Annotated in this window: 16 protein-coding genes; 11 read left to right on the top strand and 5 right to left on the bottom strand. The window is 61.0% G+C overall.

Annotated elements, in window-relative coordinates; all coding sequences use genetic code 11:
- The first annotated feature begins 70 nt into the window (after window positions 1-70).
- From U5A67_RS17760 to U5A67_RS17750, 3 genes are read left to right on the top strand one after another with little or no spacing between them, the layout of a single operon-like run.
- Entirely contained in the window at window positions 71-1,348 is a 1,278-nt protein-coding gene (locus U5A67_RS17760; protein ID WP_321815508.1) for an aromatic ring-hydroxylating dioxygenase subunit alpha, read from the top strand.
- The gene (locus tag U5A67_RS17755) at window positions 1,345-1,845 is read left to right on the top strand and encodes an aromatic-ring-hydroxylating dioxygenase subunit beta (RefSeq protein ID WP_205980600.1); all 501 of its coding nucleotides are present in this window, start codon (window positions 1,345-1,347) and stop codon (window positions 1,843-1,845) included. Before U5A67_RS17760 ends, U5A67_RS17755 begins: the two co-directional genes overlap by 4 nt.
- Window positions 1,846-1,897: 52 nt before the next feature.
- The gene (locus U5A67_RS17750; RefSeq protein WP_321815507.1) at window positions 1,898-2,284 is read left to right on the top strand and encodes a tautomerase family protein; all 387 of its coding nucleotides are present in this window, start codon (window positions 1,898-1,900) and stop codon (window positions 2,282-2,284) included.
- Here the strand turns inward: U5A67_RS17750 and U5A67_RS17745 are convergent.
- Window positions 2,281-3,750, bottom strand: coding sequence for an ATP-binding protein (locus tag U5A67_RS17745; protein WP_321815506.1), 1,470 nt, complete (start codon window positions 3,748-3,750; stop codon window positions 2,281-2,283). The genes U5A67_RS17750 and U5A67_RS17745 overlap by 4 nt on opposite strands.
- A gap of 215 nt (window positions 3,751-3,965) precedes the next feature.
- Here U5A67_RS17745 and U5A67_RS17740 point away from each other — a divergent pair, with 215 nt between their 5' ends.
- From U5A67_RS17740 to U5A67_RS17720, 5 genes are read left to right on the top strand one after another with little or no spacing between them, the layout of a single operon-like run.
- On the top strand, window positions 3,966-5,183 hold the full coding sequence (locus tag U5A67_RS17740; protein ID WP_415767860.1) for an acyl-CoA dehydrogenase family protein: 1,218 nt from the start codon (window positions 3,966-3,968) through the stop codon (window positions 5,181-5,183).
- Window positions 5,184-5,237: 54 nt separating this feature from the next.
- Window positions 5,238-5,609 carry a hypothetical protein gene (locus U5A67_RS17735; protein ID WP_321815505.1) on the top strand — a complete coding sequence of 124 codons (372 nt, stop codon included), beginning with the start codon at window positions 5,238-5,240 and terminating at the stop codon, window positions 5,607-5,609.
- Between the two features lie 9 nt (window positions 5,610-5,618).
- Window positions 5,619-6,158, top strand: a complete 540-nt coding sequence (locus U5A67_RS17730; RefSeq protein WP_321815504.1) for a nuclear transport factor 2 family protein — start codon at window positions 5,619-5,621, stop codon at window positions 6,156-6,158.
- Window positions 6,155-7,288 carry an amidase gene (locus U5A67_RS17725; protein ID WP_321815503.1) on the top strand — a complete coding sequence of 378 codons (1,134 nt, stop codon included), beginning with the start codon at window positions 6,155-6,157 and terminating at the stop codon, window positions 7,286-7,288. Before U5A67_RS17730 ends, U5A67_RS17725 begins: the two co-directional genes overlap by 4 nt.
- A 44-nt stretch (window positions 7,289-7,332) precedes the next feature.
- Window positions 7,333-8,076 (top strand): SDR family NAD(P)-dependent oxidoreductase, encoded by a 744-nt coding sequence (locus U5A67_RS17720; RefSeq protein ID WP_321815502.1) that lies wholly within the window; start codon window positions 7,333-7,335, stop codon window positions 8,074-8,076.
- A 53-nt stretch (window positions 8,077-8,129) separates the two neighbouring features.
- On the opposite strand, the gene U5A67_RS17715 is transcribed toward U5A67_RS17720, so the two are convergent.
- On the bottom strand, window positions 8,130-8,765 hold the full coding sequence (locus tag U5A67_RS17715) for a response regulator transcription factor (RefSeq protein ID WP_205980592.1): 636 nt from the start codon (window positions 8,763-8,765) through the stop codon (window positions 8,130-8,132).
- 274 nt (window positions 8,766-9,039) lie between these two features.
- Between U5A67_RS17715 and hpaC the strand changes: the two genes are divergently transcribed.
- Window positions 9,040-9,573 carry a 4-hydroxyphenylacetate 3-monooxygenase, reductase component gene (hpaC, locus tag U5A67_RS17710; protein ID WP_321815501.1) on the top strand — a complete coding sequence of 178 codons (534 nt, stop codon included), beginning with the start codon at window positions 9,040-9,042 and terminating at the stop codon, window positions 9,571-9,573.
- A 54-nt stretch (window positions 9,574-9,627) separates the two neighbouring features.
- On the opposite strand, the gene U5A67_RS17705 is transcribed toward hpaC, so the two are convergent.
- A complete protein-coding gene (locus tag U5A67_RS17705; RefSeq protein ID WP_321815500.1) occupies window positions 9,628-10,635 on the bottom strand; it encodes a 3-hydroxybutyryl-CoA dehydrogenase in 1,008 nt (335 codons plus the stop codon).
- Window positions 10,632-11,744 (bottom strand): NAD/NADP-dependent octopine/nopaline dehydrogenase family protein, encoded by a 1,113-nt coding sequence (locus U5A67_RS17700; RefSeq protein WP_321815499.1) that lies wholly within the window; start codon window positions 11,742-11,744, stop codon window positions 10,632-10,634. Before U5A67_RS17700 ends, U5A67_RS17705 begins: the two co-directional genes overlap by 4 nt.
- Window positions 11,745-11,983: 239 nt before the next feature.
- Here U5A67_RS17700 and U5A67_RS17695 point away from each other — a divergent pair, with 239 nt between their 5' ends.
- Both U5A67_RS17695 and U5A67_RS17690 read left to right on the top strand, forming a co-directional pair.
- The gene (locus tag U5A67_RS17695) at window positions 11,984-12,964 is read left to right on the top strand and encodes an AraC family transcriptional regulator (protein ID WP_321815498.1); all 981 of its coding nucleotides are present in this window, start codon (window positions 11,984-11,986) and stop codon (window positions 12,962-12,964) included.
- On the top strand, window positions 12,961-14,001 hold the full coding sequence (locus tag U5A67_RS17690; RefSeq protein WP_205980587.1) for a LysR family transcriptional regulator: 1,041 nt from the start codon (window positions 12,961-12,963) through the stop codon (window positions 13,999-14,001). The genes U5A67_RS17695 and U5A67_RS17690 overlap by 4 nt, the downstream gene beginning before the upstream one ends.
- Here the strand turns inward: U5A67_RS17690 and U5A67_RS17685 are convergent.
- A complete protein-coding gene (locus U5A67_RS17685; RefSeq protein WP_321815497.1) occupies window positions 13,998-15,110 on the bottom strand; it encodes a porin in 1,113 nt (370 codons plus the stop codon). The genes U5A67_RS17690 and U5A67_RS17685 overlap by 4 nt on opposite strands.
- Between the last annotated feature and the right edge of the window lie 315 nt (window positions 15,111-15,425).

The raw sequence follows: 15,425 nt of genomic DNA, 5'->3' as shown, positions 1-15,425 counted from the left end.
CGGACGACACTGCCTATACGCACTGGCCAAGCAGCCAGCGATTCATTCTCACCCCACCGTACCTCACATCATGAGCGAAACCTGGCAAAGCATCGACACGAGTGCGCTGCGCGGCCTTGCAGAAGCCGACCGCATTTCGCCGTCTCTCTATCACGATTCCAGCTTGTTCGAAGCGGAACTCGATCGCATCTTCTACAAGACGTGGATCTGGGTCGCGCACGAAAGCGAACTGCCGAATCCCGGCGACTTCCGCACCACGACTATCGGCCGCCAGCCGGTGATCGTCGTGCGCGACAAGACCGGCACCATCAACGTGTTGCAAAACCGCTGCCGCCATCGCGGCGCGACGGTCTGCGAAGAACATAAGGGCAACGCCAAGGGCTTCACCTGCCCGTACCATAGCTGGTCGTATGCGCTCGACGGCACGCTGCGCGCGCTGCCCTATGGCGACGGTTACGAAGGCGTGTGCGAGAAAGGCGATCTGCCACTGGAAAAGCTACGCGTAGGCGTTTATCAAGGGCTGATCTTCGCCAGCTTCAATGCCGATATCGAACCGCTCGAAGACTTCCTCGGCGGTGCGAAGCCGTGGATCGATCTGTTCATGAAGCAAGGCGCGGGTTATCCGGTCAAGGCCAATGGCGAACACAAGTTCCGCTTTAAAGGCAACTGGAAGATCCAGCTTGAAAACACCACCGATCTCTATCACTTCCCGGTCGTGCACAAGTCCTGGCTCAAATCGATCGACGAAGAAACCACTGCGGTCATCACGAGTTTCATGACCAGCGATCAGGCGTTCTGCCGCTCGCTCGGCAATGGTCATAGCCTTGCCGTGCTCGTGCCCGAACTGGTCGATCTCGATCAGGACGACGGCGCGCCGCTGCCCGAGCGTTTCGATTCACTCGCGGCGCAGCTTTCTGAAAAGCACACACCCGAAGAAGTGCGCCGCATCGTGCGCTCGCTCATTGGCGTGGGCTTCAATCTCAACCTGTTCCCGAATCTCGCGCTGTCCATGGCGTTCTTCCGCGTGTTGCGGCCGATTTCCGCCGATGAAACGGAAATCCGTCACGTGGCGCTGGGCATGGATGGCGGCCCCGAAGAAGCCAATCGCGTGCGTCTGCGCATTCACGAACACTTTCAGGGTCCGTTCGGTTTCGGCAGCCCCGACGACGCAGAAGCCTGGGAGCGCGTGCAACGCGGCGCGCATGCGGGCCCGAACACGCCGATCCTCGTCAATCGTGGCCTGAATCGCGAAACCACCGCGCCGAATGGCGAAAAAACCGCCCACGCCACCGACGAGACCGGCATGCGCGAAGCTTATGCGCAGTGGTGCAAGATGATGGAGGCATGATGGACGATCGCAACAAGTTGATGTCGCAAGATACGTTTTCGCGCGCGGTGCGCCTGATCTGGCGCGAAGCCGAAATGCTCGATCGCCGCGAATATCACGAGTGGCTGCAGTTGTGGGACACCGAAGGCTTCTATGTTGTGCCGATCGATCCCACGACCACGGATTTCGCCGCCACGCTCAACTACGCCTACGACGACCACGACATGCGCGAGAAACGCGTGGAGCGCATGACGTCGGGCTACTCGGCTTCTGCATCGGATGCGGCACGCACCGTGCGGACGGTCTCGCGCTTTACGCTGGCGAGCGACGAAGCGAATGTAGTCGAAGTGCAATCGGCGCAGATCATCGTGGCCTACAAGCGCTCGGTGCCGACGATTTTCGCCGCCGACCTCACGCATCGCATCCGCTTCGATGGCGATGAACCGCGTCTTCTGCAGAAGGTTATCCGGCTGATCGATTCGACCGACGCGCTGAACGCAATCGGCTTCCTTCTTTAAACCGCAACGGCCCCGATATGTCTGCGGGGCCTTCTCACTGGCTGTCCATCTTATGCCCACGCTCGAAGTCTATATGCCTGCGGGCCATGCCGAAGCGCGCAAAGCCACGCTTATCGACACGCTTACGTACGCTACCGTGAATGCAATTGGCGCGCCGGCGGAATCAGTCCGTATTCTGCTCAGTGAGTTGCCCGCCAGCGATTACGGCATCGGCGGTCGCGCAGCCTCTGAAGACACGCCGCCCTCTCTACCCGTTATCGTCGCCATACTGATCGCGGGTCGCACCGATGAACAGAAACGCGCACTCATTCAAGCGCTGTGCGAAACGAGCGCGCGTATTCTCGATACGCCCGTCAACGCCACGCGCGTGATGATCAAGGACATTCCGAATACGGATTTCGGCATTGGCGGCAAGACCGCAAAGTCGCTCGGGCGTTAGCTTGCGGCTGCCTCGTCGAGCGGCAACCAGAAGCGGCATTCGAGTCCGCCGCTTTGCACGGGGAAGGCGCGAATCACGCCGCCATGCCGCGTGATGATGCTTTTGCAAAGCGAAAGACCAATGCCGTTGCCGGTTTCCTTCGACGATGAAAATCCATCGAACAGGCGTTCGTGGCCTTCCGAAATACCCGGACCGTTATCGCGCACGAAAACCAGCGCCTGACCGTCATTCAGGCACGCGCCGATAGTCAATTGCTTTTGCGCGCATTCTGCCGAAGCCAGCGCATCGATGGCATTGAACGCCAGATTGAGTACCACCTGGCCAATCAGGACACGCTCGCATTCGATCATCAGCGGATCGTCGGATAGTTCGACATGAACAGAGACATTGGCCTCGCGCGCGCGCAACTGCACGAACCAGGCGGCTTCGGAAAGAATCGTCCTTAAATCCGTAATGGCAATGTTGGGATCGCGCCGCGCCACGTACTCACGCACGCTTTTGATAATCGTGGCGGCGTGCTCTGCCTGACGATCCGCGGCACGCAAACCCCAGACAATCGATTCGCCTGGCGCCGCCTGCGCAAGCCGTTGAATCGCGCCTTCCACAAAGTTTCTGATTGCCGCTACCGGTTGACTCAATTCATGCGCGATCGCCATCGCCATTTCGCCCATCGCGTTGTAACGCCCCGCGTATTCGAGCATGCGCGCTTCGGTGCGGCGCGCCTCTTCGGTTCGCACTACATCGGTGATGTCGCGAAAGTGAATCAGCACGCCACGCAAATCTTCTTCCAGATCGATACGCCGGCAGGTAATGCGCAACCAGCGCTCGCCATCGGCGCATTGATAGCGGCCTGGGCTCGACGGTCCGTCTGCGGGCGCATTATCGAGTTGATTCAGCAGGCGCGCGCTCTCTTCCGCGGCGGTGTAATCGACGATCGAACCTGCCGCATCGTTCACCGACAAACCCAGCAAACGCCGGCCCGATTCGCTGATGTACTGGATTTCAGCGGCCTCGTTGAGCAGCGCAACGCCTTCGCCGAGATCCTGCATGAATTCACGCAGGCGCGCCTCGTGCGCGCGCAATCTGCGCTTAATCGATTCTTCCGCGCTGATATCGCGGAACTGCACCATGACAACCGTGCGCGCCTCCAGCTTCACCGTGGTCGCAATCGCTTCGGAAAGCATGTCGTGCCCTGTCCTCGAGCGATAACACCACTCGTAGACCTGCGGGCCTTGCATGGCCGACCGGTTCATTGCCGCAATAGCGAGTTCGCGATCGTATTTCGGTTCCGGCCGCGTCATGTCAACGGCCTTTAAAGGAATCAGTTCGTCCACGCTAAAGCCGAGTGCCTCGCATGCCGCGCGGTTTGCCCAGACGATGGCCTTGCTTTGCGCGTCGTGCAGCAGCACGCAAAGCGTCAATGCGTCGAGCAAACGGTGGAAATCGGCTTCTGCCAGGGACGTCATGTGCAAGGTTCTCTCGAATGGGTCTGATCGCGCCATTGAAAAGATAGCACCGGCCGCGCGACTCCGGTACCTGAAGATTTCTTTAGATGGCCACTGGATTTCCCCAGTTTTTCGAGTCTGCGCCCCAATTGCTGGTCAATTTTGTCGTTCCTAGACTGATCTACAAATCGGAACACATCGTCAACAACACGCCGCCCCCATTCAGGAGAAGCTTCATGCCCGCTACCGCGACCGCCATTTCGCCGCAGACCGGCCACATTCCGTCCGCTTCGTCCGCGCCTTCCGTTCTGCACGACGCCGCCAGCGAAGAGGCGGTCATGGATGCGCTCGTCGAAGTCATCGTGGCGCGTCGCGAGGAATTCGAACGGCTTTCCCACGTGCCCCGCGATGTCATCGACATGTTCAAGCAGGCCGGCATTTATCGCGCCGCCACGCCAAAGCGCTTCGGCGGCGATGCCCGCCCGCCTGCCGAATTCCTGCGCATGATCGAGCGCATTGCGACCGCGGATGGCTCGGCTGCGTGGGTCGCGAGTTTCGGTTCGGCAAATATCTATCTCGCCGCGCTGCCGCTGGAAACGCAGGCCAAAATCTATGCGACGGGCCCGGACCAGGCCTTCGGCGCGGGGCTGTTTCCAGTTCAGAAGGTTCAGGCCGCGCCGGGCGGCGGCTGGCGTGTGGAAGGCACGTGGAAGTTCGCAAGCGGCTGCAAGGGCGCGGACTGGCTGGGCGTGGGGATCGATACCGGCGCGGGCGACGGCGGCGCACCGGGCAAGCCGCGCACCGCTGTATTTCGTGCATCGGATATCGAAATCGTCGAGAACTGGAGCGTGGTGGGCATGCAGGGCACCGGCAGCCACGACCTGCGCCTGAAAGGCAAGATGGTGTCCGACGACTGGACCTTTGTGCGCGGCGGCCCGGCTACCGTCGATGAACCGCTTTATCGCTACCCCACCGTTGCCTACGCGGCGCAAGTGCTCGCCGTGGTGAATCTTGGCCTCGCGCGGGCCGCGCTCGATGTGGCGAACCAGATGTCGGGCGGCCGTCGCACGACCACGGGCGCGCCCCAACTCGCGGACCGCGCCTACTACCGCATCGAACTGGCGAAAGCCGAAGCTCAATTGCGCTCCGCCCGCGCCTTCTTCTACGAGGCAACCGAAAGCGTGTGGGCGTCGATTGCCGCCGGCAATAGCGCCACGCCCGATCAGGTCAGCCTGTTGCGCCTGGCAGCCACGCAGGTCGCACGCGAAGGCGCCGACGTGGTCATGCGCGCCTACCGCCTGGGCGGCACGATGGCGATCTACCGCTCGCATCCGCTGCAACGCCTCTTGCGCGACGCGATCGTCGTCACGCAGCACGCGTTTCTCGCCGAAGGCAATTACGACGGCGCAGGCGCCGTATTCGTGGGCGTGCCGCCGATTCCCGGCTATCTGTAACGTGCGCTTTACTGGCCGCACTCATTCATTCGACTTTTAAAAGGCATTCATTCGATGACTCAAGCAAACACACTCCCTCTGCGCGTTCTCTTTTGCTGCGGCGTGACGCAGAACTTTTTCGATCTGCCGCGCGAACAGATTGGTACCGTATGGCAGGCATACGGCAAGATGCTTTCGGCCATCGACGCAATGGAAGGCGTGCAGATACTCGGCATCATGGACGACGACCGCCTCACCGTCGGTCAGTCCGATGGCGCGCCGTGGACCTTTTACATCATGGCTGACGTGGTGGATTTCGACACCGTCACGGCCGTGTGCAATCTCTATCGCACGACGCCGGTTGGCGAATACAACCTCTGGCGCTACGGCAAGATCGAAGCGCGCGTGGGGCGCCAGCTGGTCGTGCCGCCCGCAGCGAATGCGTGAGTTCGAGCGATGACCGATTCCGATGTCCGCATCGCGGCACTCGAAGCCCGGCTCGCTAATCTGGAAGCAGAACGCGCCGTGCGCGAAACGTTCACGCGCTATATGGCGCTGTGCGACGTGCCCGCAACCGTGCTGGACGGCGAATCGCTGGGCGCGCTCTTCACCGAAAACGCCGTCTGGGAAGGCATCGGCACGCATTACGCACAGACCTTCGGCCGTTCGGTGGGACGCGCGCAAATCGTCGCCCTGCTTTCGCGTTATTTGCCGCCCACGCCGCATTTCACGACCAATGTGCATTTCGTCACATCGGAAACGATTCACGTGAATGGCAAACAGGCAACAGGACGCTGGATCATGCTGCAAGCCTCCGGTTACGTGGATAGCCGCGCGGAATTGATCGGCGCGCGTCTTGTGGTTGACTTTACGCCTGCGGAAAACGGCCACGACTGGCTGATCAGCCACTTCCGCACCGAGCGCATGTTCGACGCGCCGTGGACAGTGACACCGCGCGCGGCCTTGCCATCGACAGATCAGGAACTTTCAGCATGAGTGCTTTGCTCGAATCATTTTCGCTCGGCGGCAACGGGGCAGACAGCCCGACGATCGTCATCAAGGATTCAATCGATATCAAGGGCTATCGCACCACGGCCGCAAGCCGTGCGCTCGCCGATGTCGCGCCTGCACCGTCGCATGCTGTAGTGGTCCAGAACCTGCTCGATCACGGCTGGAGAATCGTCGGCAAAGCCAATATGCACGAGCTTGCGTTCGGCATGACCGGCATTAACGACTACACCGGCACGCCATTGAATCCGCAAGACGCCTCGCGCATTCCCGGCGGTTCGTCCAGCGGATCAGCGGCCGCCGTGGGTGCGGGTATTGCCGACGCCGCGATCGGCACCGATACGGGCGGCTCTATACGCGGGCCGGCAGCGTGTTGCAGCGTGATTGGCTTCAAGCCTACGTTTGGGCGTGTTTCTCGCAGCGGCGCAGCACCGGCCATCAGCACACTTGATTGCGTTGGCCCTTTTGCGCGCGATATGCGCACGATTGCGCTGGCGATGTCCGCTATTGGCGATCGCTTCGATCGCGCTATCGCTGAAGGCGGTGCGGCTTCGGCACGCGTCGGCATTGTGCAAGCCGAAGCGCGCAAAGAGATATCGGACGCGGTCGACCTGGCAGTCCGCCGAGCCGACTTTACATCTGCGTTGCTCGAACTGCCCGGTCTTGCTCAGGCATTCGCCGCTGGCCTTGCCATTATCAATCGCGAAACTTATTCGGCATTCGGGCGACTTGTCGAAACAGGCCAGCTTCAAGCCGATCTCGAAGCACGTCTGCGCGCCGCGGCCAACACCACGGACGAAGATGTCGCGAATGCCGAACGCGTGCGAAAGCACTTTAGCGACGATGTCGATCGCGCACTCGCGCAATTCGACGTCCTGGTGATGCCCACGCTGCCCGACTTTCCCATCACGCTCGAACAGGCCCGCAACGGCACCTCGGTCATTGCGATGTCGTCGCTGATCCGGCCATTCAATCTGAGCGGACATCCCGCGCTTAGCCTGCCGGTTCCGGTGCACGGAACGGCGTTGAAAGCCGGGCTTCAGATTGTTGGCCGTCATGGCGCCGATGAACTCGTGTGTGCCGTAGCGTCGCGAATCGAAGCAGCATTGAATACGTAATCGTTGCACGAGCAACAACGCTCAATTTTTCGGAGTCTATTCGCATGACATCAAGAGTCGCTGTCATAACCGGCGCAGCGCGCGGACTGGGCGCCACGCTCGCCGCGAAATTCCATGCCGCTGGATATCGTGTTGCATTGGCCGATCTCGCGCTTGACGCCGCCCACGACGTGGCGGTTTCGCTCAGCCCCGATGGCACGACGGCGTGTGCAATTGCGCTAGACGTCACCTCGAAAGCCGATTTCGAAGCCGCATTGAAAGCCGTCGTGGCACGCTGGGGCCAGGTGGATGCGCTGATCAATAACGCCGGGGCATCCAAAGTCGTCCCGGTGATGGAAATCACCGGCGAGCAATTCGATCAGGTCATCAACGTCAATCTGAAAAGCGTGCTATTTGGCTGCCAGGTATTTGGCCAGTATTTTGCCGATCGTGGTGAAGGACGCATCGTCAATATCGCTTCTCTTGCGGGACAGAATGGTGGCTCGGCTACTGGCGCTCATTACGCGGCGGCCAAAGGCGGCACGCTTACGTTGACGAAGGTGTTCGCGCGCGATCTGGCCGCCAAAGGCGTGACGGTCAATGCCATTTCGCCGGGCCCGCTCGATTTGCCGATCGTTCACGAAAGCGTGCCTGCGGACAAGCTCGACAAGTTGATCGCAGGTATTCCGGTTGGGCGTCTGGGCAGCGCCGGATATATTGCCGATGCCGCGATACTGCTGGCCTCGGGCGAAGCCTGGTTCGCGAACGGCGCATGCTGGGACGTCAACGGCGGCCTCTATATGCGCTAATGCAGCGTCTTGCCGGCCGTTGCTGCGGCTGGCAAGCTGGCATGTCTGGCGATTCAGTTCTTCTCTGCGCCTTCGTCCGGGTTCCAGACCGCCACGACATCGCGCACCAGCATCGCAATCGATTCCGCGCCAAGCTTTTCCTTGATGCTGGCGCGATGCACATCGACCGTCTTCACGCTGATCGACAGATCCGCTGCAATACGTTTGCTGCCCTTGCCGTCGACCACGCCATGCAGCACTTCCTTTTCGCGGGCCGTCAATGATTCGATTCTCTTGCGCAGTTCTCTGCGCTTGAGTTCGACCGCGTGGCGCTCGCCCGCCATCTTGAGCGCGCGCTGCACCTTGTCCAGCATCTGCTGCGAGTTATAGGGCTTTTCGACGAAATCGATCGCGCCGTTTTGCATCGCGCGCACGGACATGGGAATGTCGCCGTGACCGCTGACGAATATCACCGGCAGTGTCGCGCCCCGCTTGTTCAATTCCGCCTGCACATCGAAACCGCTACGCTCCGGCATGCGTACATCCAGAATCAGGCACGCGGCCTTGTTCACGTCGAATGCCGCCAGAAATTCGGTCGCGCTGCCAAAGCCTTCCGATTTGATACCCACCGAATCGAGCAGCCACGCCAGCGACGTACGCATGCCGCTATCATCGTCGACCACATAAACAAGCTGAGCAGGGCCCGTCATCTGCTCTCTCCAGAAAAGTGACTGCGGTTTGAAACGCGTGGCAAAAGGTGCGCCGCAATGAGCAATAGCGCCTTGCGCACTATCCTAGCCGGTCGAAATTATGGCGGGAAGTAGGAATAGCGCTTAGGTAAAGCCGCTCGTGCGCGCCGCGCCGCTCTAAAGAAATCTTTAGAACAGTGCGGACAAGCGCTTACTCAGGCACCATTCGCGCCGATACTTTTCAAAATTCCCGTGCCCTAATCTAGACGTATCGCCTACTCCCGGAACCGACGTCATGACCCATTCCCAACACACCACGCCCGCCGCAGCCGACGACGCGCGCGCCCATTTTCGTCAGGCCATGGCGCATCTGCCTGCGGCCGTGAATATCATCACGACCGATGGGCCGTTTGGCCGCTGCGGCATTACCGCCAGCGCCGTCTGCTCCGTGACCGATACACCGCCCACGGTGCTGGTTTGCCTCAATCGCTCCAGCGCCATGCACGCCGCGTTCGAGGGCAACCGGCGAGTCTGCATCAATGTGTTGCCGGGCGAACACGAAGACCTCGCAAAGCATTTCGCGGGTATGACAAAGTTGCCGATGGAAGAGCGCTTCGCGCTGCCCGGCTGGGACGACGGAGAATCCGCCGTGCCGGTTCTGCGCGATGCGCTTGCAAGCATCGAAGGCCGTATCGTGGAGCTCAAGGAAGTCGGTTCGCATTCGGTGATGTTTGTCGAAGCCACGCATATTCGCGTGCGCAACGACGGCGACGGGCTGGTCTACTTCAGCCGCAATTTTCATCGGATTGCGCGTCCCGCGCTTGCGTGAGACTCCATAAAAAAGCGCCCTTTCGGGCGCTTTGACGTGTTGATAATACGCTCGTCAGGCGGGTTGTCTCAACGCACCATCGAATGCTGGCGCGAGCCCCAGATGATCGAGCAAGGCGCCAAACGACTGCACTCGCTGACGCACATAGGCCGGCACATCGACATCGGCGTAATCGTAGAAGCCTTTTAGCGTCCGCAAGCCATCGCGCCCCTGTTCCATATTCTCGACGACAGCCTGCGCGGGCTCGAAGCGTGGCGCAATTTCACGCGCGAGATAGTGCGAGGCATAAAACAGAATATCGCAGCCGCCCCAGTCGATAAATTCAAGCAAGCCGAGAACGGCGAAACGCAAGCCGAAGCCGGTACGTATTGCCGTATCGATATCTTCGGCACTGGCCACGCCTTCTTCCACCATGCGCGCGGCTTCATTCATCGCGAGTGCCTGAATACGCGGCACGATATAGCCCGCCGACGGCGCGCAGACAATCGGCCGCTTGCCGATACGTGCGAGCAGATCGGTTGTCAGCGCAACGGCATCGGCGTCGGTGGTCTCGCTGCGGCTCACTTCCACGAGCGGAATCAGATGCGCGGGATTGAGCCAATGCGCGTTGATGATGCGCCCCGGCCGCGTGCTGAATGCCTGCAATTGCGTGACAAGAAAGGTCGAAGTCGTCGAAGCGATAACGGCCTGTACATCGACCGCCTCTTCCATCCATCGCAATGCCTGAGCCTTCACATCCAGCACTTCCGGCACGGCCTCGAATATCAGTTTCGCTTCGCGCAAGGCCGCCGCGCCCGATGCACGGTTCACGAAACCGATGCGCCCGAGCACGCACGCCGCCTGCTCCGCCGTCACGCGACCGAACGCCACGAGCGATTGCAATTGTTCGCCAATCGATATGCGCGCCTTGTCGACGAACGCTTGATGCTCGCCATCGGCTCGCGCCTTGAAATCGACGAGCGTGGCCTGTAGACCCGCAAACGCAACAGCCAATGCAATGCCTTGCCCCATGCGCCCCGCGCCCACGACATGCACGCAGTCGATATGCAGCGCCGCGTTCATGCGCGCACTCCGCTGTCGAGCAAGTTGCGCAATTGCTCCGGCGAATATTGCGCGAGATCGAATGCTTCGAGCGAACGACCCTGCGCATAGAGATCGCGCCCGCTCACCGCGCTCGCCAGTGCGAGCAGCCCCTGGGCAACAGGCGTCGCCACGCCGGCATAGCGCCCGCACGAAACGATGAACGAGAGGCCGAGGCGCGTGTCCTCCAGCATGTAACGATGCGTCTGCAAATCGATCTTTTCGCGCCAATCGCCGCTATCGGTGAGCTTGCCGTGCGCGCCGCGACCATACATCCATTCGTCGCCTTCGCTCGCGTAATGATCGGCCAGCGGGAAATGCGGCGCGCCATATCCCAGTGCCTCGCGCACGGCCATACGTTCGGCGTCGAGCGCATTGGTCACGCGGCGAATGGACGGTTGCGTGCCCTCGTTATGAATATCCCAGCTTTCGAAATGTTCGAGCGGACCGGCGTTCATCAGAATCAGCGGCGGATGAATTACGGGGCCGGCATTCATCAATGCGGCAGACAAGGCATCTTCAATACGCTCGACCGAAGGATAGGCCGTTTCGAGGATTTCAAAGGCCCAATTCGCTGCATTGGCGGGGAAAATGCCCGTAGGCAGACGCGTGGCGTAAGCGCTGATCACCACCCGATTCGCACCATGCGTGCGCACGAGATACGGCAGCGTGCCGGTTTCGGCGATCGCCACACGGCGCTGATTACCGGCTGCGGCGAGTGCATCGGCGAACACCATGCTGCCAAATGTGCCGGGAGGCAAATAGACGACCTGGCCATCTCTCAGCAATGGCGCGAGTTGCAGGGCAAGCGGTTCGTGCGTCGTAGCCGGCAGCGGAATCACAATGAGTTGCGCGCCTTCCAGTGCCTGCGCCAGATCGTCGATCACGCAAATCGCACCAGGCGTGCGCTGCGCCGCAAGCGGTACGCGCCGGGTTCCGCGCCAATCCTGCACCTCCAGTTCGCCAAGTGCCCGCAGTTTTTTTGCGGCGTCCTGATCGCGCCGCCACCAGGCCACTTCATGCCCTTTTTCAAGCATATCGATTGCCGCAGCATGGCATCCATGACCACCACCCAGAACGCAGACCTTCATTCCAGCTTCTCCTCAATTGCGCGTTACGCGCCTGTGTTACGTGAATCAGGCACGCGATCCCCATCGATAAACCATCGAATGCGTTTGCGTGCGCACTGCAATGAAGTTACGCGCGGCGCCCTGCCGTGTCGCTTCAATTCGCGCAAGTTCTGTGAGAATCCGGCAAGCCCTGGTTGCGAACACTTTTTTTCTCGCCGATCATGGAACCCGCCCGCACGATGAATCGACGAGACCGGCTTATGACTCCCGCCCTATCCCGCACGCCCAACAATCTGCTTCATGCCACCCACGCAAGCGCCGATGTCGAACGCACCGTCGCGCGGCTGCTCGGTCCCCACAGCATGCAGTCGCGCGGGCGCGAGCCGATGAACGCCGAACTCTATGACGTCGCGCTCGCGCACGGCGGTCTCGCCGAACTCAGCTATGGACGCGCGACGCGTATCGATTTCGCGGGCAATGCCGGGCAGTTCCTGTTTCGCCTCACGCTTGCGGGCGCATGTGAATTGAGTTCGGGCCGCGAGCATGCAGCGGTCACGCGCGGCGCGATCAGCGTCTCTTCTCCCGCGCGTGCAAGCCGTATCGAAACGAGTCATGATTGCCGCAGCTTATTGCTGCGTATCGAACGCGAGGCGCTCGAACGCAAGCTGGCCGAACTGCTTCAAGCCACGCCGCGCACGCCGCTGCGCTTTGCCATGAGTGTGGACGCCACGCATCGCGGCGCGGCAATCGTGCGCGACACGCTGGGCCATCTGCATCGAGTGCACAGTCAGTGCGAGGGCGCGAGCGCCGCCACGCTATTCGGCACGGATCTCACGCAGTGGCTGATGACGATGCTGCTCACACAGCTTCCGCACTCGTACAGCGACGCGATGGCGCGCAGCGATACGCGTACGCCGCTGCCTGCCCATGTGCGCCGCGCACGCGATCATATCGACGCGCATCTGGATACGCCGCTCACGCTTGCCGTTCTCGCGCGCGTGGCGGGCGTCTCGCCGCGTACTCTGCAGAACGGCTTCGCGCAGTTCCTGGACATGTCACCGGCGGCCTATGTGCGCGAGCGGCGCCTTGAAGCGGTACACGCACGACTCACGCATGATCCGCAGGCGAACATCGCGCAGACCATGCTCGCTTGCGGCGTGCAAAGCTTCGGGCATTTCACGAAAGCCTATGTGCGCCGTTTCGGCCACGCGCCTTCGTCCACACGCGGGCGGATCGCATGAGTCATCCACTCAACGACACTACGCTGACAAACGGAAGCTCGCCTGCGCATCCCGCCGCGCTACGCGTGCAGGATCTCGACCTCAACCTGCTCAAGACGTTTCGCGCCGTCTATCAGGAGAAGCATGTGGGGCGTGCTGCGTTGAGCCTTGGCGTGACCCAGCCTTCGGTCAGTTACGGACTCGGGCGGCTGCGTCTGATGTTTCGCGACGCGCTGTTCGTGCGCACGGGCCTGGGCGTGGAGCCCACGCCGCGCGCACGGCGTCTCGCGGCTTCGGTCGACAAGGCGCTCGCGATTCTTCAGGACGTACTCGACGATGGCGCGAGCTTCACGCCCGAAACGACCCAGCGCGTGTTTCGCCTGCATATGAACGATTTCGCAGCGAGCGCCTGTCTGCCGACCTTATTGGGCGCATTGGACGCCCGCGCGCCGGGCGCCGTGGTGGAAACGCTGCACCTGGATGAGCAGCAACTCAATATCGCGCTGGAAGCGGGAAAGATCGATTTCGCCATCGGCCACTTCAATCAGGCATCCGAACATTTTCAACGTACGGAATTGCTGAGCGAGCGCTGTGTGCTGATTCTTTCCGAAGGCGCCCACCGAAGGCTCGGTCTCGGCGACGATTTCATCCTGGATGCAGGCGCGCCAGCCAGCTTGCGCCTGGTGGCGGTAATGTCGCATCCGCAGTCCATGACGCTGCTCGAACGGCATGAATTGATGCCGCGCGTGCGCGCTTCGCTGCCCGATTTTCTCGTGCTGCCATCGCTACTGCAAGGCGCCGATTACGCGGCCATCGTGCCACGTACTATCGCATTGAGTTTCGCCGCGCAGCACGCCTGCGCGATCCACGAAATCGCCGACGCGCAGAGCTGGAGTGTCAACGCCTACTGGCACCGGCGCTTCGATGTCGATCCCGGACATCGCTGGCTGCGCGCGTTGCTGGTGGAGTTATTCGGCATCGGCGAGCGCGAGCCATTCGATGCGTGGCTCGCGTCACCGTGCGTGGAGACCGGCGACGCCAGCGACCTCGACGACTAGAACGATACGAGCATGCCCGCCACCAGCGAACTCGCGGTGGCGCCCGCCTTCGCCACGGCTACGCCACCGCCACCCGCGCCGTTGATCGTGAACGACGCATGGCTGCCGTTGCGCACCATCGCCGCGCCGGTATACAGCACCGTGCGTTTCGAGAGCGGGTAATCGAGGCGCAACGCATAGGAATCGGCATTACCGTCGCTGTCACTGGTCTTGCGATAGTGGCCATAGCTCGCCAGCAGTTTGGCGCGCCCAAGCGGCACGGTAGCGTCGATTTCATAGACATCGTGATGCGGATAGGCACTCAGCGAATCGACCGCCGTTTGCACATCCGGCCCGCCACGGTGACGCAGATACAAGCCCGCCAGTTTGGCCCAGCCGAAGTCATACGATGCGCCTGCCACGAAATAATTGCCCTGCGCTGTAGGGCTTTCGCTAGTCAACGAAGCGGCCGTTACCGGGCTGAACTTCTGCTCCATCCATGCAACATCGAGCGAGAGCGGGCCGCGCGCATAGTTGATTCCCGCGCCATAGCTATCGCCAAGCGTCGCTGGCTGGCCGCTCGCACCATTCGCGCCACGCGCCGCAATGGCGCGCAACATGAAGCCGTTCCATGGCGCGGAAGTCAGGCGCATCGCGTTATGCACGCGCAGATACGCAGGCCCGACAAAGTTATTGGTCGCATTGCCCCATTCCAGACCCGCGCCATAACCAGGCAGAGCGTAAGTCACCAGTACGGTGTGCAGGATCGTATAGAGTTCGCCAAACTGCGCGCCGCCGTATGGGCTCGTCAAACCCACCCACGCTTCACGCCCGAACATCGCGCCATTGTTCGAAAACGCGCCGTTCGCCGAACTAAAGCCATTCTCGAGTTTGAAGATCGCCGCGTAACCGCCACCCAGATCTTCGATCCCCTTCATGCCCCATTCAGTCGCGAACAGATTGCCTGTTCCCATTCGCATCACGTGGTTAGGGCCAAAATTCGTATATTCGAGCGAGGTATCGATACGCCCGTACAGGGTCACGCTCGATTGCGCAAAAGCCAGGGCAGGAAAAAGAAGCGCAGCGCTGCACGCGGCGCGGGAGATGCGTTTGAGCGAGTGAGGTTTCATCTGTGTCTTTATCTAATGACCCGAATTCAGCATGGCCGTGTGGCCTTGCATTGATCTGCATTGCGCTGCGAGTCTATGAAGACCAAATTCTCCGGTCGATTAAACGCTCTCTATAACGCTTATAGACGGCATCTGCGCAGTGGCGCGAATCCCTTTGCCATCGGCACTTGCGCGCGTTTCACTCAGGCGCGTATGGGTGTTTTCTTTAGCCCGATGGGGGCAACTCACTAAGCGCGAAGTAATTCTCCCCATTTGTCGCGGGATTTTGGCTGGCTACATTGCCTGCGTTTGCCTACACCGCTCGCGTGCGCAGTC

This window comes from Paraburkholderia sp. J69-1, from assembly GCF_905220255.1.
Classification (GTDB): Bacteria; Pseudomonadota; Gammaproteobacteria; order Burkholderiales; family Burkholderiaceae; genus Paraburkholderia.
Note: the sequence above shows the minus strand (reverse complement) of the source record. Positions and strands in the feature narration are given on the sequence as shown.

Bases quoted from the DNA above. Each gene is read 5' to 3' on its own strand.
- U5A67_RS17760 (WP_321815508.1), top strand. From the start codon at position 71: ATGAGCGAAACCTGGCAAAGCATCGACACGAGTGCGCTGCGCGGCCTT.
- U5A67_RS17755 (WP_205980600.1), top strand. From the start codon at position 1,345: ATGATGGACGATCGCAACAAGTTGATGTCGCAAGATACGTTTTCGCGC.
- U5A67_RS17750 (WP_321815507.1), top strand. From the start codon at position 1,898: ATGCCCACGCTCGAAGTCTATATGCCTGCGGGCCATGCCGAAGCGCGC.
- U5A67_RS17745 (WP_321815506.1), bottom strand. From the start codon at position 3,750: ATGACGTCCCTGGCAGAAGCCGATTTCCACCGTTTGCTCGACGCATTG.
- U5A67_RS17740 (WP_415767860.1), top strand. From the start codon at position 3,966: ATGCCCGCTACCGCGACCGCCATTTCGCCGCAGACCGGCCACATTCCG.
- U5A67_RS17735 (WP_321815505.1), top strand. From the start codon at position 5,238: ATGACTCAAGCAAACACACTCCCTCTGCGCGTTCTCTTTTGCTGCGGC.
- U5A67_RS17730 (WP_321815504.1), top strand. From the start codon at position 5,619: ATGACCGATTCCGATGTCCGCATCGCGGCACTCGAAGCCCGGCTCGCT.
- U5A67_RS17725 (WP_321815503.1), top strand. From the start codon at position 6,155: ATGAGTGCTTTGCTCGAATCATTTTCGCTCGGCGGCAACGGGGCAGAC.
- U5A67_RS17720 (WP_321815502.1), top strand. From the start codon at position 7,333: ATGACATCAAGAGTCGCTGTCATAACCGGCGCAGCGCGCGGACTGGGC.
- U5A67_RS17715 (WP_205980592.1), bottom strand. From the start codon at position 8,765: ATGACGGGCCCTGCTCAGCTTGTTTATGTGGTCGACGATGATAGCGGC.
- hpaC (WP_321815501.1), top strand. From the start codon at position 9,040: ATGACCCATTCCCAACACACCACGCCCGCCGCAGCCGACGACGCGCGC.
- U5A67_RS17705 (WP_321815500.1), bottom strand. From the start codon at position 10,635: ATGAACGCGGCGCTGCATATCGACTGCGTGCATGTCGTGGGCGCGGGG.
- U5A67_RS17700 (WP_321815499.1), bottom strand. From the start codon at position 11,744: ATGAAGGTCTGCGTTCTGGGTGGTGGTCATGGATGCCATGCTGCGGCA.
- U5A67_RS17695 (WP_321815498.1), top strand. From the start codon at position 11,984: ATGACTCCCGCCCTATCCCGCACGCCCAACAATCTGCTTCATGCCACC.
- U5A67_RS17690 (WP_205980587.1), top strand. From the start codon at position 12,961: ATGAGTCATCCACTCAACGACACTACGCTGACAAACGGAAGCTCGCCT.
- U5A67_RS17685 (WP_321815497.1), bottom strand. From the start codon at position 15,110: ATGAAACCTCACTCGCTCAAACGCATCTCCCGCGCCGCGTGCAGCGCT.